General features: G+C 42.4%; 11 protein-coding genes. 4 read left to right on the top strand and 7 right to left on the bottom strand.

The window, feature by feature from the left end:
* Positions 1–254 precede the first annotated feature (254 nt).
* Together ACM5QX_RS13990 and ACM5QX_RS13985 are read right to left on the bottom strand one after the other, a co-directional pair.
* On the bottom strand, positions 255–1,793 hold the full coding sequence (locus tag ACM5QX_RS13990; RefSeq protein ID WP_414754062.1) for a phytoene desaturase family protein: 1,539 nt from the start codon (positions 1,791–1,793) through the stop codon (positions 255–257).
* A 242-nt stretch (positions 1,794–2,035) separates the two neighbouring features.
* A complete protein-coding gene (locus ACM5QX_RS13985; protein ID WP_414754061.1) occupies positions 2,036–5,158 on the bottom strand; it encodes an MFS transporter in 3,123 nt (1,040 codons plus the stop codon).
* A 512-nt stretch (positions 5,159–5,670) separates the two neighbouring features.
* On the opposite strand from ACM5QX_RS13985, the gene ACM5QX_RS13980 reads away from it, so the two are divergent.
* Both ACM5QX_RS13980 and ACM5QX_RS13975 read left to right on the top strand, forming a co-directional pair.
* Positions 5,671–5,874 carry a chlorophyll a/b-binding protein gene (locus ACM5QX_RS13980; RefSeq protein WP_011317723.1) on the top strand — a complete coding sequence of 68 codons (204 nt, stop codon included), beginning with the start codon at positions 5,671–5,673 and terminating at the stop codon, positions 5,872–5,874.
* 44 nt (positions 5,875–5,918) lie between these two features.
* The gene (locus tag ACM5QX_RS13975) at positions 5,919–6,122 is read left to right on the top strand and encodes a chlorophyll a/b-binding protein (RefSeq protein ID WP_011317722.1); all 204 of its coding nucleotides are present in this window, start codon (positions 5,919–5,921) and stop codon (positions 6,120–6,122) included.
* 184 nt (positions 6,123–6,306) lie between these two features.
* Here the strand turns inward: ACM5QX_RS13975 and ACM5QX_RS13970 are convergent, their stop codons facing one another.
* The gene (locus ACM5QX_RS13970) at positions 6,307–7,824 is read right to left on the bottom strand and encodes an FAD-dependent oxidoreductase (RefSeq protein WP_414754060.1); all 1,518 of its coding nucleotides are present in this window, start codon (positions 7,822–7,824) and stop codon (positions 6,307–6,309) included.
* A 301-nt stretch (positions 7,825–8,125) separates the two neighbouring features.
* On the opposite strand from ACM5QX_RS13970, the gene ACM5QX_RS13965 reads away from it, so the two are divergent.
* Complete coding sequence (locus ACM5QX_RS13965; RefSeq protein WP_414754058.1) at positions 8,126–8,617, top strand: hypothetical protein; 492 nt, start codon at positions 8,126–8,128, stop codon at positions 8,615–8,617.
* Between the two features lie 180 nt (positions 8,618–8,797).
* On the opposite strand, the gene ACM5QX_RS13960 is transcribed toward ACM5QX_RS13965, so the two are convergent.
* From ACM5QX_RS13960 to ACM5QX_RS13950, 3 genes are all read right to left on the bottom strand, one after another.
* Positions 8,798–9,742: a class I SAM-dependent methyltransferase gene (locus ACM5QX_RS13960; RefSeq protein WP_414754057.1), complete on the bottom strand. Its 945-nt coding sequence runs from the start codon at positions 9,740–9,742 to the stop codon at positions 8,798–8,800.
* 240 nt (positions 9,743–9,982) lie between these two features.
* Positions 9,983–10,636, bottom strand: coding sequence for a pentapeptide repeat-containing protein (locus tag ACM5QX_RS13955; protein WP_414754056.1), 654 nt, complete (start codon positions 10,634–10,636; stop codon positions 9,983–9,985).
* Positions 10,637–11,060: 424 nt separating this feature from the next.
* A complete protein-coding gene (locus tag ACM5QX_RS13950) occupies positions 11,061–11,555 on the bottom strand; it encodes a hypothetical protein (RefSeq protein ID WP_414754055.1) in 495 nt (164 codons plus the stop codon).
* Between the two features lie 1,087 nt (positions 11,556–12,642).
* Here ACM5QX_RS13950 and aroF point away from each other — a divergent pair.
* Positions 12,643–13,515 (top strand): 3-deoxy-7-phosphoheptulonate synthase, encoded by an 873-nt coding sequence (gene aroF / locus ACM5QX_RS13945; RefSeq protein ID WP_414754054.1) that lies wholly within the window; start codon positions 12,643–12,645, stop codon positions 13,513–13,515.
* A gap of 75 nt (positions 13,516–13,590) precedes the next feature.
* Here the strand turns inward: aroF and ACM5QX_RS13940 are convergent, their stop codons facing one another.
* Complete coding sequence (locus ACM5QX_RS13940; protein WP_414754053.1) at positions 13,591–14,001, bottom strand: DoxX family protein; 411 nt, start codon at positions 13,999–14,001, stop codon at positions 13,591–13,593.
* Positions 14,002–14,012: the final 11 nt, after the last annotated feature.

Here is a 14,012-nt window from a genome sequence, read left to right as displayed (position 1 = left end):
TGTAGGGGTTTAGGGGTGTAAGGGTTTAGGGGTTTAGGGGTTTCAAACATTTGTTTTGAATTTTGAATTGATTCATACCCCTTACCTTTGGTATTTCGTTGTCATGCGTAATTCTTACACCAATTCTCTATGAAGTTGCGTCAAATAAATGATGTAGAGACGTTGCATGCAACGTCTCTACAGTACAGAATAAAGTGATCTTCATCAAGAAACGGTATTACCAATTTAAACACACACTCTGCGTATTCCCACGTTTAAAGGCCGACTCTGTCCAGCATCGCCAAATGCTGACTGACTGGAGCTAGGGTATTAGCCACAATCATCCCACTAGCGGCGACGGCTGGCAGACCGATACCGGGAAATGTGGAATCACCACAGCACATCAACCCTGGAAGGGGTGTACCATGACCAGGAAACAAACCAGAGGCGGCGGAAATTGCGGGGCCGTAGGAACCACGATAGCGGCGTAAAAATCTCTCATGGGTAAGGGGTGTACCTACCAATTGGATTTCACAACGAGAGCGAATATCAGGAATGATACGTTCTAAAGCTTGCCACATGACTTCGGCACGCGATCGCTTTTGTTGTTCATATTCTTGACTTCTCCTGTCCATCCCTTGCCACAGTGTGTAAGGTTCATTACCAGGGGTATATACATGAATTACGTGTTTACCCTGTGGTGCTAAAGACGGGTCAAGAATTGAGGGAATCGATACCAAAATAACATTCTGGGGTGCAGTAATCCCCAATTCCCAATCATTTACCACAATATAATGACAAGCCAAATCTGGGGATAAACCTTGGGCATTAATACCTAAATGCAGGTGCATGAAACTATCACATTCCGGTGTGGACTGGCGTTGGTTGCGGAATTTTGGAGATACAGCCCCCTCCGGTAATAACTTCAGCGTATCCCACACCGAGGCATTAGACACAACCGCCCGCCGCGCCCGAATTTCTTGCCCATCTCCCAACCTGACACCCGCCGCTTTGTTACCTTCTACCAAGATTTGTTCAACATGGGCATGAAGTAGCAATTCCCCACCGTGTTTTTTTAATCCCTCTACCAAAGCATTAACTAAAGCACCACTACCACCGATGGGGTAATCTAAAGCGACTCCTGGGCGATACCAGTCAGCGAACATGAATGCTACCTCTGCCGCATTGGTTCCCGACGCTGGGAGTCCAGAGAGGAGGAAACACAGTAAATTCAGCCAGTTACTAATAAACGGGTCATAGATAACCCCATCCATGATGCGAGAGAAAGGCCCCGTTAACTTGAGGAAATGGGCAGATTGTTTAGCCAGAGTGGGAGCAAATCGACCGATAGTGAGAGCTGCGCCTATATCCCAGCGTAATGCAGCCGAGGGGAGAGCGATCGCCGCCTGGGCTAGTGGTGTCATCACCTGTTGCAACCGCCGCCATTCAGCCACCGCCGCCTCTCCCCGCAGTCTCCCCAGCACTTGACAAAATTGTTCTGCACCCACCGCAGCATCAAAATCACCTTCAGGTAAGCAACAGCCCCAAGTATCATAAGTGACGCAGGGCAAATCAACACCAACTGCATCTAGCACCTGCCGTAAAGGGTTAACCGAAGGACTATAAGACAACCCAGAGTAAAGAGAAGGCCCCGAATCAAACTTAAATCCTTGACGTTCAAAACCGTGCGCCGCCCCACCAGGAATCGAATGACTCTCACAAACAGTCACATCAAACCCATAACTTGCCAGCAAAGCAGCACAACTCAACCCCCCAACGCCGCTACCAATAACTACTACATCTGTTTGCTTCATCCGCGTTTATCCGCGTTTATCTGCGTTTAATTTTTCCCCATCCAATATACAATTCAAAATACCCTACGGGAAGGCAAGCCTACAAAATTCAAAATTCAAAAAATAGATTATGCAACCTAGACACAACAGGACTTTTCACCCAATCCCCAATCCCCAATCCCCAGTCCCCAATCCCCAGACCTACCTAAAAAAACCTCCCAATGTGTGGGAGGTGAGAAATTTAGCGGAGAAAATCTGTCTACCTACACCAGAACAACAGCGATCGCTCCTCCTAAAGCGGCGAAAATGGCGGAAACCACTGCTGTGGCAAACAACCACCAAGAAGCTGTAGCGGCGGCTTTGCGGGTTTCTTCGGCTTGCCGTTGGGCTTGATGTTTCACTTCTTCCAGGCGGCGTTGGGCTTCGTGTTGTAGGCGTTCAGCCCGTTGTAATACGGTGTTGCGCGCTCGTTCGATTTGGTCAATGACGCGGTTAGCATCTTCCTCTGAGATGTCTTCGCGGGAACTGACGATCGCTACTAAGGTGTCCCGGTTGAATGAGGATAGGCGATCGCGCAAAGCATCGAATCCGGCCTGTGGGTCTTCCAATAAGGTACGAACATCCCGCTTAATGCCATCATAGTTGAGTTCGGGACGTTCCAAGGCGTTGAGGTAGTTACGGATGCGCTCAAAAATCCCGTCAATCACATCTTGAATCCGCCGTTGGATACTCCGCACCTGTTCGACAAATTGCTCTTGTACGGAAACTATATTGTCAGCAATTCTGGCTGCTTCCTCATCGCTGATATCTTCTCGAATCTTCAACAGGGCAATAATTGTGGAACGGTCAAAATGGGCTAGGCGATCGCTCAAGCTTTCTACCCCCACCCGTGGATCATGCAGTAACAACTGCAAATCACGTTTAATACCTTCTGGATTCAATTCTTCCTTACCAGTTTGCCGTAGGTATTCTGCCAAGTATGCTTGGAAGTTCTGCACCTGTTGTTGAGTGCGGGTAGCTAAGCGACGGGGTGCGCGCACAATATTGCGGATGGAAGTTTGTACTGAGTCAATCACTTCATTGACTTGCTGTTCGCTCAAGTCTTGGCGTTGACTGAGTAATTTTACTAAGGTGTCCCGGTCTACGTGCGACAAGCGACGACGTAAAGCAACTGCACCTTCTTGGGGATTTTCAAACAGTCTATTTAAATCCCGTTGAATTCCTTCGGGGTTAAGTTCTTCTTTGCCAGTCTTGCGTAGATAATCGGCAATGGTTGTGGTTACAGAGTCGTATTGCTCTTTGGCTTTGTCTGCTACGATTTGGGGTGTGTGACGGACACTATGCCAAGACTCTTCCACGGTATTAATAATTTGATGGGCTTGGTCTTCGCTAATATCTTGACGTTGACTGAGCAACTGCACCAATGTGTCCCGGTCAAAACGAGATAAACGCGCCCGAATTGCCGAGATTCCAGCTTGGGGATCTGCCAATAGTGTTTTCAGGTCGCCACGGATGGCATCAGGGTTTAATTCTCCTTTGCCAGTGTTACGCAGATATGACTCGACATTTAACCACAGGGTTTCAGCTTGATACCTGGCTTGGTCTGCCAAGTTTTTCGACTCTAACAAGACGCGATCGCGCTGTCTTTCCAAATCGTCAATAATTCTGTCTGGTTCCCCTGGCTGCATATCATTACGTTCTAACAATATCTGCTGCATGGAGTAGCGGTCAATTATTGCCAGTCGCCGAGTCAGGGTTTCATGATCTGCATCTGCATCTTGTAACAAGGGCGGAAAATCTCTCTCAATACCTTCTGATGTCAAATCTGCTTTATTTGTCACCAGCAAATAACTTTCGATTCGGCGTTGCAAATCTTGGGTAATTTCTCGTTCTTCTTCAGCTGTAACTATCACCAGTACTGACTGACGCACCGCTTCTAGCTGGTCAGCAATATGCTGAATTTGGGCTTGGGTAAGCAGTCCTCGTTGTTGCAAAATGTTCACAAAGTCATTGCGGGAAAGGCGTTCTAGTTCCCGGCGCACTGTTCCAGGGTCGGCTGCTGGATCATGGATGACATCGCGGAATTCTTCCGCAATTCTCTGCTCACTCAATTGCCAAGCATAGGTGTTAGACAGATAGTTTTCCACATCCGCCCGAATGGGACTATATGGTTGTGATGGCACAGGTAAGCCTAATTTACCTGCTTGATCTGTGGCTTTATCTTTAGCTGTGGTGAGTGCTTGCCAAATTTTTTCCACATCCAAATCAGATAAATCTGTTCTCCCCAAAGCAATCCCAGTTAATGCGGATATACCTTGTTGGATGGTGCTTTGAATTGGCCCTACTGCTGTAGATTTTTGGTCTGCTTCCTTCGCGGAACGGCTTTCGGCAATTAACCTGTCCAGCTTGGCGCTGAGTTCATCAGTCTTAGCTTGTCCCGGTGGCAGAGATTTCAGATAATCGACCAACTCACCCAAACGGTCTTGGGTAGGTTGTTGCTGAGTTACTGTTTGCTGCCAAACATTGTATAAGGTGTCAGCTATCCGCTTCACGTCTCGCTTGGAAAGGTCAGTACGGCTGCTTACTAAATCAATGAACTTTTGCCGATCAATATTACGTAAGTCTGGACTACCGGCGATCGCTTTTAATTGAGGGTCACTCAGTAACGTTTCAAACTCACTGCGAATATTAGATATGTCTAACTCTGGTGGACGCAGTTTTTCAATATAATCTTCTATGTTTTCGCGGATGCTGAGAGGGTCGATGGCACTGCCTAATTCTCGACGCATGGCGGCGGCGGCGGCTTCGGCTGTGGCTACAACTTGTTGATTAACGGCTTTTGCTCCCAAAGCGGCGGTAGCTGTCCCCATAATCGCCTGAAAGCCAGAAGTGGCTGTGTTAACTACCGAGCCGATGAGGGAACCAACTGTAGTAGAACTCACCCAAACTAACAGCAGGAAGTATGCACCCCAAATAACCAGACCGAGAATTGCCCCCAATCTAGGGTCTAGAATTACTAAGCTGAGTTTGACCGCCAAGAAAGAAGCAATTAATAAGGCGATCGTCACAGTAATTAGTGTCCACAGCCCCACGGCTGTACCAATCTTGCGAATCGTCCCCCCAAAGCTTCCTGTTTCCCCCGTATCTGACCCTGAGTCAGATGAACGCCCCAGGTAGGAAATACCTGCGGCTACAGAGAGGTTGGTTAATACTAACTGGAAGGCAAAGGCGAGAATCACCCCAGAAAGCAAAGCCACGAAAAAGCGCGGGCCAGAAGTTAAAACCGATGCCTGTGCTGGTGTAATACCTGTTGTCTCGACTGGAATTTGTGCCACCCATAATGGGGGCTTGAACATTTCCAATATAATTTCCGTACCTTGAAACATTGTATTTCCTTCTTCTAAGCAATTTAAATTTGGATGGATTTAGAATTTTGTCAGCTACGACTGTAATTTCTGTATCTATCGCAATACCCAAATCTTCTTGCTTACAGAATCCAAGAATTTAGTACATCAGAACATCCTCCCAAAGTTTGAAACCTATATCCTGCGGTGGATAGAACTTTGACTATTTAAAGATGGCAATTTTCCTTTAATTTCATCTGAATATCAACTGAAAAGCCTTGCTAATCATGCTTATTCTAGATTTATTTTTAATTGCTTGATTCCCGTGAATATATTTATTTAAATAAGCTTTTTTTTGGTGAAATTCTTTGATGAATTTACATTTATTTACAAATATGATTTTTATCACCTCCTTCAGGTGTATTTGACAGCATTGAAATGTATGCAGCAATAGTCCCCTAGAAGTGGCTATACTTTGTACCCACCGACAGAAAGCATCTTATTGATGAATAGCTAAAGTAAAGTTAAGTAACGCAATTATTCAGGATAAAAAAATGGAAACTCGCTCTACTACTGACTTACCAAAAGTTGCCCCAGAATACAACGGTGTAGACCGCAACGCTTTTCTATTTGGCTGGACTCCCCAATCGGAAATATGGAACGGACGTTTGGCAATGATTGGATTTCTAGCTTATTTGCTGTGGGATTTAGCAGGCTATAGCGTCCTGCGTGATGTATTACACCTCATCGGTTACTAAAAAATTTCGTAGTCGAACATCAACTTTATCTAGGAGGAAAAACGATGCAAACTCGTCCATCCACTGATTTACCACCTGTTGCACCCGCATATAACGGTGTAGACCGTAATGCTTTTCTATTCGGCTGGACACCACAAGCCGAAATATGGAACGGTCGCCTAGCAATGATTGGATTTCTCGCTTATTTGCTGTGGGATTTAGCAGGCTATAGCGTCCTACGCGATGTATTACACCTCATCAGATATTAATCTTACGCAACTGGCATATTTTTCCTGTAGGGTGTGTGACGCAGCGAGAAGACTTGAACCTAGTTATGAAACTTATAGCGTCACGCACCAACTACCAATTGTGACACTTGCGTCAGTCCTGATTAAAATCACAGCATCAATACCCGACTTGTTAGAAAGATCGGGTATTTTTCTGCATGAATTCTTACAACAACTCCTCCAGTATTTCATCAAAATTACGCTGATAAACTTGTTGAGAGTAACTTTGCCAGTGTTTTTGTGAAGCATAAGGAGAACGTTTTAATGTCGCCTGCTGCACATAAGCCATTAATGGGCGACGAAGCGATTCATATTTCTCAAATGCGGTATCTATAGCTTGTTGATTATGCCAATAATTACCTTGGGCAATTTTAGCAATTAGTGTGGTTACTATTAACGCATCTTCCAATCCTTGATTAGCACCTTGAGCCATAAATGGGGGCATTCCATGTGCTGCATCACCAACTAATACAACTCGCCCAGCACTCCATTTGGGTTGAACTTGAGAAGAGATATTTATACTATTATCTGAATCTAAATTAGTGATGCGATGCACATAATATGGACGCTGTTTTATATTATCTGGTGGAGATAAAAGAACTAATTGCCGTAGGGAATCGGGAAATCCCGCTTGTTTAAATACCTGAATAACTAATTCTTGTAAAGAATTATTAGGTGGATCTTGCAAAGACTCCAAAGCTACAGGCAAATGTACGACATATCCAAACTGATTAGCTCTGCGGAATAACAATATTCTGATATCTGGTGTATCATCTGCCGCATTTTTAGATACTTCACCATCAAAGATGGTCACAATTGTTGAGCCTTGTAAAAACTTATTTTCTAGTTCTATTTCTAATTCCTTGGGGATATCATCAAGACCTTGACAAAATATAGCAGCAAACCCAGAATATTCAGGTTTGGAGAAATCTTGATTAGGACTATCTTGATAAAGAACTTTACGGATTGTCGAGTTAATTCCATCTGCGGCTACTATTAGTTTAGCTCGGAAAGATTTTGCCACCGATTGTTGAACATTATTCTCCGAATTTTCCAAACTTGTGTCATTCCAATGAGCATAGGGATTGGCTTCTAGTGTCGTATCAGATAAACAATCCAACTGCACATATTCACTCTCTGGCTCATCTACAATATTGATGCAACGGTGATTAGCTCTAACTTTATTTTGGGGTAGTAAGTTTCTTAAAGCTGTCTGCAAATCGTACCAAGATATTGTTAATCTACCTTCACCGTAATCTTGAACCCATTGATCAAAATCCAGAGGAATTGAGTAAACTATCTGTCCTTGTAAATTTCTGCAATGCCACTTTTGTGCAGTATCAGGTGCTGTTTTATGTTGAGATTTAGGCTGAGACTTCGCAAAAGTAATACTGGCTGTTTTCACTGCTTCATAAGCACGATTATCCAAACATCTGAGAGCTTTTAATCCATTGGGAAGAAGATCCAAACCTTGACCAACTTGACGAAAAGCACGGGTTTGATCTAATACAAGAATGTTTTCGATACCCCGCTTATATAAACCGATAGCTGTGGCCAAGCCAATAGGCCCAGCACCCACAACAATAACATCGTATATATGTGAATCTAAATCAGTAGGAAATGGAGATTGTTGTAATACAAATTGTTCTTTCGTTGTTTCGTGTATTGATTGATTTTCTGGCATACTTATACAGGTAAAGATTTAATAAGCTATTCTGCTTTGAAGCTGCATAATCCATCGTGAGGGCGGTTGATCCTTCGACTATGCTAGTTATGCAATTTAGGTACGCATCAGCTTAGAAAGCGAGTAATCATAAATATAATAAACTACTGCTGATTTTATTAATTAAATATTAGCTAATGTTTTAAATATCTTTTTATACTCGCAAATAATATATAAGTGGTTATTATCTAGTTACTTAATAAGCTGAGGAACTTCTGATCAATTGACTCCATCATCATAGATAATTTGAGGAGTTATATTCATGTTGAAATTGTCAAGCAATATTGTATTGAATTTAACAATTATAGGATTGTTTTCCAGTTATATACCAATATTTACAACCCCTGTGATTGCGGGTGAAGCAATAATTGATAGAAATTGTCGCTATCATCGGAGAACGCCACAAAATATTCAAAAAATTCCTCTACAAAGCCGCGCAACTATATACTTCACATCGGGTTTCAATGCTAATAAACAAAAATATTTTTTACAAGTGCTAAAACTTCCCAATTCTACAGGTATTTTTTGTTTGTTTAATACTAACTCTCAAAAAACCAAGAAAATAACCGAAACCCAAATGATTCAAAATAAACAGATTGAAAAAGTGGAAAAACTTTCTGACCAGGCTGCAACTTATATTGTTACTGTAAAAGGTAACAAAGACGAAAATATATTCCGAGCTTTCTATAAATTAAACCTTAGCAATCCCTATCGCCCAAAGATAACACCAATCATCAAAATATATAAAAGCTAGCTACAGAGACAGCCATCTGTAGTGGTATGGCAATATTTGGATACATGAGGATATATTTTAGTAATAAAATTTTGATACTAAAAGCCTCTCAAGCCTATTCCTCGTCCTCTGTGTCCCTACAGATGGCTTTATTTATAGTAGATAGAGCTACTGTACGCTCAACCTAGTCGTTTTTTATTTTCATTTTAGCGATCGCCTGACTAACATCTGCGGTAGCCAAAAAAGATAAGCATATGCTTGTTTTGCGTGGCTGTAAAGCGAGAATAACTGGGCTTTACTTAATAATGTATAGGGTTGGAGTGTTTTGAGAATTTCTCCCAACTTATCTTGTCCTACAGTTTGACTGACACCGCTAACAACATAATCTTGTAAATGCGGCGGTAATTGCCAGTCAATATTAGCATCTGGTTGATGTATTACAGGTTCAACATTACCTCGCCATGCAACTCCCATAATTTGCATGGTTTGATACACCATTGTGTTCCAACCTTTTTCTTTCAAATAATCTAACCCTTGCCCTACATCAGGAGAAGCCAAATCGTGAAATAAAATTAAAGCATCCGGTTCTGCAAGTTGTTCACAAATAATTGCATCATTAAGTGGGGCTGGTGCTTCGTGATGACCATCTATAAAAATCAACGACCATTTACGTTGAAATTGATTTGCTATCTCTTCTACTTTTTGGGGGCTGTATCCTGGTATGAGATTTACTGATTCCTTCACCCCTGCTAACTTCAGTGATTCTGTCACGCTTTCATTAAACAATTGTTCAGAGAGCATAGGATCAATGACATCAAGCTCTACTCCTCCTAGAGCTAAATGACAAGCTGACCACCCCATCCAACAACCTATTTCTAAAGCTTTTTTCCCCTGAAATTTTAAGGCTGTATTGTATAAAATGTGAGCCTCATCTCTGCTAACAAATCCCACCTCTTGACGGCGCTGATCAACATAAAAGTTATGGGCAATATTGCGCCGGAGATAAAACCACAAAGAATCATATCTGTTGCCCAAAATCATATTAGGAAAACATGAATCTGGTTGAATAGTAGAAAACCCAGACGAAACATAATCTCCTGGTGGAAATGACTTATTTTTAACTACTTTTACTGTGTTTTCGTTCATAAATAATTGTCTGAGTATTGGGTAAGCCACAATTTAGCCACAATATTTGGTCATAGGTAACGGGTGATTGGTAAATGTTGTCCCTATCACCAATTACCTATTACCGAAAACTCCACCCACAGGGGGATGGAGTCTTTCGTATCAATCCCCGTTAGGAATTGAAATAGATTTTAACTACATAACTGATTGATCAATGGGAAATTTAGCTTAAAGCAAGAATTCCCAACTCAGCACAGCTCATTAACGATGAACAAGTCCATCAGGCATAATCGCACCACTTAAGTTTGCGCCTATCAACTTTACCAGCAGGCGATCGCCTGAACGAATCCGCGCGCCTGTCAGATCCGCACCTCGCAAATCAGCGCCACTCAGATCAGCACCAATTAAATTAGCAGAACGCAAATTCGCTTCTCTTAAGTCAGCTAAGAGTAAATTAGCTCTAAACAAGTTGGCCTCTGACAAATCCGCGCCTCTGAGAATCACTTTGTGCATAAAAGTGTCACTGAGATTAGCGCCGCTCAGGTTCGCATAGCTGAGGTTTCTGCCAGATAAATCTTTGTTACTCAAATTTGCCCGACTAAAATCTTTGCCACTCAAGTCTGAGTTTTGTTTTTGTGGCTGATGGGTTTCTTGGTAGGATTTTGGGGGTTCCGGTGGGCGATGGTGATAAACATGATGAGCCTTACCATTGCCATTTAACGAGCGTAATTTTTCACGAGCCTCGTTAATGGCTTTGAGTTTGTCTTGTGCTTTTTGTTGTAGGCGGACATTATCTTTGGGTAGGCGATCGGGATGCCACACAAACACCAAATCTTTATAAGCTTGGTTAACTTCCTCAAGGGTAGCCCCTACTTCCAATTCCAATACCCTATAATACCGCTCCAGCTCGCTCATAAGATGTTTTAGTGGCGAATCAACTTAATTATGAGAGATATAGCCCTCCATATTTACCAATAGGGACTGGGCAGTTCCGTAGTCACTTTTACATAGTAGGACTTACGCAAACAGGTTATCTGTTGAGACCGGGTGTAAGGGTTCAAGAGTACGGTGGTGTAAGGGTTTCAAGCATTTATACCCTTATACCCCTACACCCTTGTCCAAACCCTTGATCTTTGGTTTTCATGGGTAAGTCCTACATAGTTTAGATGCTACGGTAAAACATTAGTACTCAGACATTATATAAGCCTATCGCAGCAAACTCAGTCTATCAATAACTTTTTTCCCTGCTAGGCCAGAGATAGGAATTCAGAAATCAGCAATGAGTATGGAAATCCAAATTTACTTGTTGCTCTATTCTAGATTCTGAAGACTTCAGCAATTATCTTTCGGCTTGCCTATTTCTCCACCTAGTGATAGCTCGAAAATATGCGGCTACGGGAATTTGATAAACTTCTATAAAAATCCAAATAATAATTGATAAATGCGACAAGAAAGTTAATATTGTCCAAATATAAGGCAGCCAAGTGAGAGGATCATGGACTGTCGGTGGGAAATAATAAGCGACAATGCCAATTAAAGTTGTAGGCAGTAAGACAAAGATGGTGGCGGCTAACCCATAACCCCAACCTAATTCTACACCTTCTAACTGAGCTTCCGCCCAATTAAAGCCATTCCAGCGCCAAACTAGAGGAGGTTGACGAGAAGGCATCTTAATTTGCTGCTGTTCTATATTTACAGTAAAAATCTCGTGGCAGAAATCACAACCCATCGCCTCCATCAATGGTATGTGAGAAATTTTCCCTACTCGACAAACCGGACAGGGATAAACATCATGAGTATCGAAAGGTTTGGTAAAGAGTTTAGACCTGGACATAATAAAACTGTCTTGAAAATAGGAATTAGGGACTAGTGAGCCAACGGGGTATTCGGAGTTTCCTTCATTTTGGCGTTAGCGTTCTCGTTGGGGATTGAGAATAGGAAAGACTGGGATAACAAAATTTAAAATGAATACAGCGTAAGTATTTACTTGATGAAAAATGGGTTTTTATAAAAGCGGCGGAAAACTCCATCCCTTTGTGGGAGGAGAGGGATAGCCGCACCGCCGCTTGGGTAATAGTTAATAGGTAATAGGTAATAGTCCAATTACCCATGACCCATGACCTATTACCAAATTCCTCATCCCCTTGTGGGTGAGAAATTTTATTTACGCCATACTGTAATAGGGTGTACTGCATTTAATACGTAAATCCGATAATTTTGTGTAAAAATACCTCTATAGGCTCATGTTATAGTTTGATTTACTGATAGTTATACTCATCGATTACTCATTACCTAAACAATAAGATTGATCACAATTGAGAGCAGTCTATTAATAATAAGCATCCTGCTATATATCTACCAGTCAAAGGTTTTTCGTCTCAGATTTGTACTGAGTTTATCGTTTTTCAAGAAGTTTTGCTGGTCTTGACGCTACCAAATTCTTCTGTTATCTTTGTGCTAAGATAACGTAATACATATAATTCTCGCTTACTATCGTGTATACAATCAGCAGCAGTAATTATTTTTATTTTTGGCGTAAGGCGGTTCACAGGGTGTGAATTAAGTTTCCCGATGGAAACCGCCCAGTGAACCGCAGAGCAAACTCTGCGGTTTTTGTTTTTTCAGGAGTAAAATTTCATCGTGATGACCTATTTTATTAGCTGGTTTTATAGCTTTTACTTTTGGCCCAGACCAAGTTCCGGGTAAATAGCGTCATGCCGATAAATCATACGCGCCCGGAACCCAAAGGTTCTGGGCTTTTTTGTTTGCAACAGTTCAGGGAGTCATCAGTTCAAAATTCAAAATACCCTACGGGAAGCAAGCTACAAAATTCAAAATTCAAAATAGCCTACGGCAAGGCTTGCGCCAACAAAATTTAGATCCCCAATCCCCAATCCCCAACCCTTTAGGAGAATCCAACCATGATTAACGCTAAACTCGTTTCCCAGTCTCACCCTAATCACCAGACAATTGTTCAAATCTCAGAAACAGTTGCTTTCGGTGGGAAGGAATTAGTCATTATCGGTGGCCCTTGTACAGTGGAAAGCTTACAGCAGATGGAGACTGTCGCCCAACGCTTAGAAGGCTCATCTGTGCAGGCGCTGCGGGGTGGTGTTTACAAACCACGTACATCACCCTACACTTTCCAGGGTATGGGAGAGGCTGGATTAGATGTTTTAGCTCAGGTGCGATCGCATTACAATATGCCTGTTGTGACTGAAGTGATGTCAATTGCTCAAATTGAGGCGATCGCCACCCATGTTGATATGTTGCAGGTGGGTAGCCGCAATATGCAGAACTTCGATTTGCTCAAAGCCTTAGGACAAGCAGGTAAACCAATACTTCTCAAGCGTGGTTTAGCCGCGACAATAGAAGAATTTGTGATGGCGGCTGAATACGTCGTCAGTCATGGTAATCCGGATGTGGTGCTGTGTGAACGAGGTATCCGTAGCTTCGATAATTACACCCGCAATGTTTTAGATTTAGCAGCAGTAGTAGCACTCAAGCAAATTACTCATTTACCTGTAATTGTCGATCCTTCCCATGCTGTGGGTAAACGGGAACTAGTTGCACCTTTAGCTAAGGCGGCTGTGGCTTGTGGTGCAGATGGTTTAATTATTGAGTGTCATCCAGAACCAGAAAAATCTGTTTCTGATGCACGTCAGGCTTTATCCCTAGAAGATATGGTGAGTTTGGTTGATAGTTTAAAGCCTGTAGCTTTAGCTGTGGGACGGACTATATCAGAAACAAAAGGGGTGGGTTTCAAGCCTACCCCTATTTGTTGTGTGGCTTAAATTTTTCCTGGGAGTGGGGAGCGATTATTCATTTTGAATTGATTCCTCCCCTGCTTCCCCTGCCTCCCTCATCTTTTATTCCTCTGGCTGTGAGGCATAAGAAGAGCGATCGCTTGCTTCTAAACTAAGAGTGCCAGAACCATAGGCGAGGATGAGTAATAGTCCACCAATAATAGACAAGTTCTTGAAAAAATTATTGAATTGACTGGGATCTGCGAAGGGATTATGAAACACGATGGTAGCAGGAATGAGGAAAATGATGAGTAAAATTGCGCCAATTTCTGCTTTATAGCCAAGAATAATAGACAACCCGCCTAATATCTGAAATGCAATAGTAAAAACTAGTAGTACTCCTACGATAGGTAGTCCGGCTTTAGCCATAAATTCACTAGTCTGGGCAAAGTTAAAGACTTTGTTCACACCAGTGTAAATAAAAATCACAGCCAGAAACGAACGCGCGACCAAAGGAAGGTATTTTTTTAACATGGTAGATAGCT

The organism is Anabaena sp. CCY 9910 (genome assembly GCF_963920875.1).
GTDB classification, from domain to species: Bacteria; Cyanobacteriota; Cyanobacteriia; order Cyanobacteriales; family Nostocaceae; genus Trichormus; species Trichormus variabilis.
This window is presented reverse-complemented; position numbering and strand designations above follow the sequence as displayed.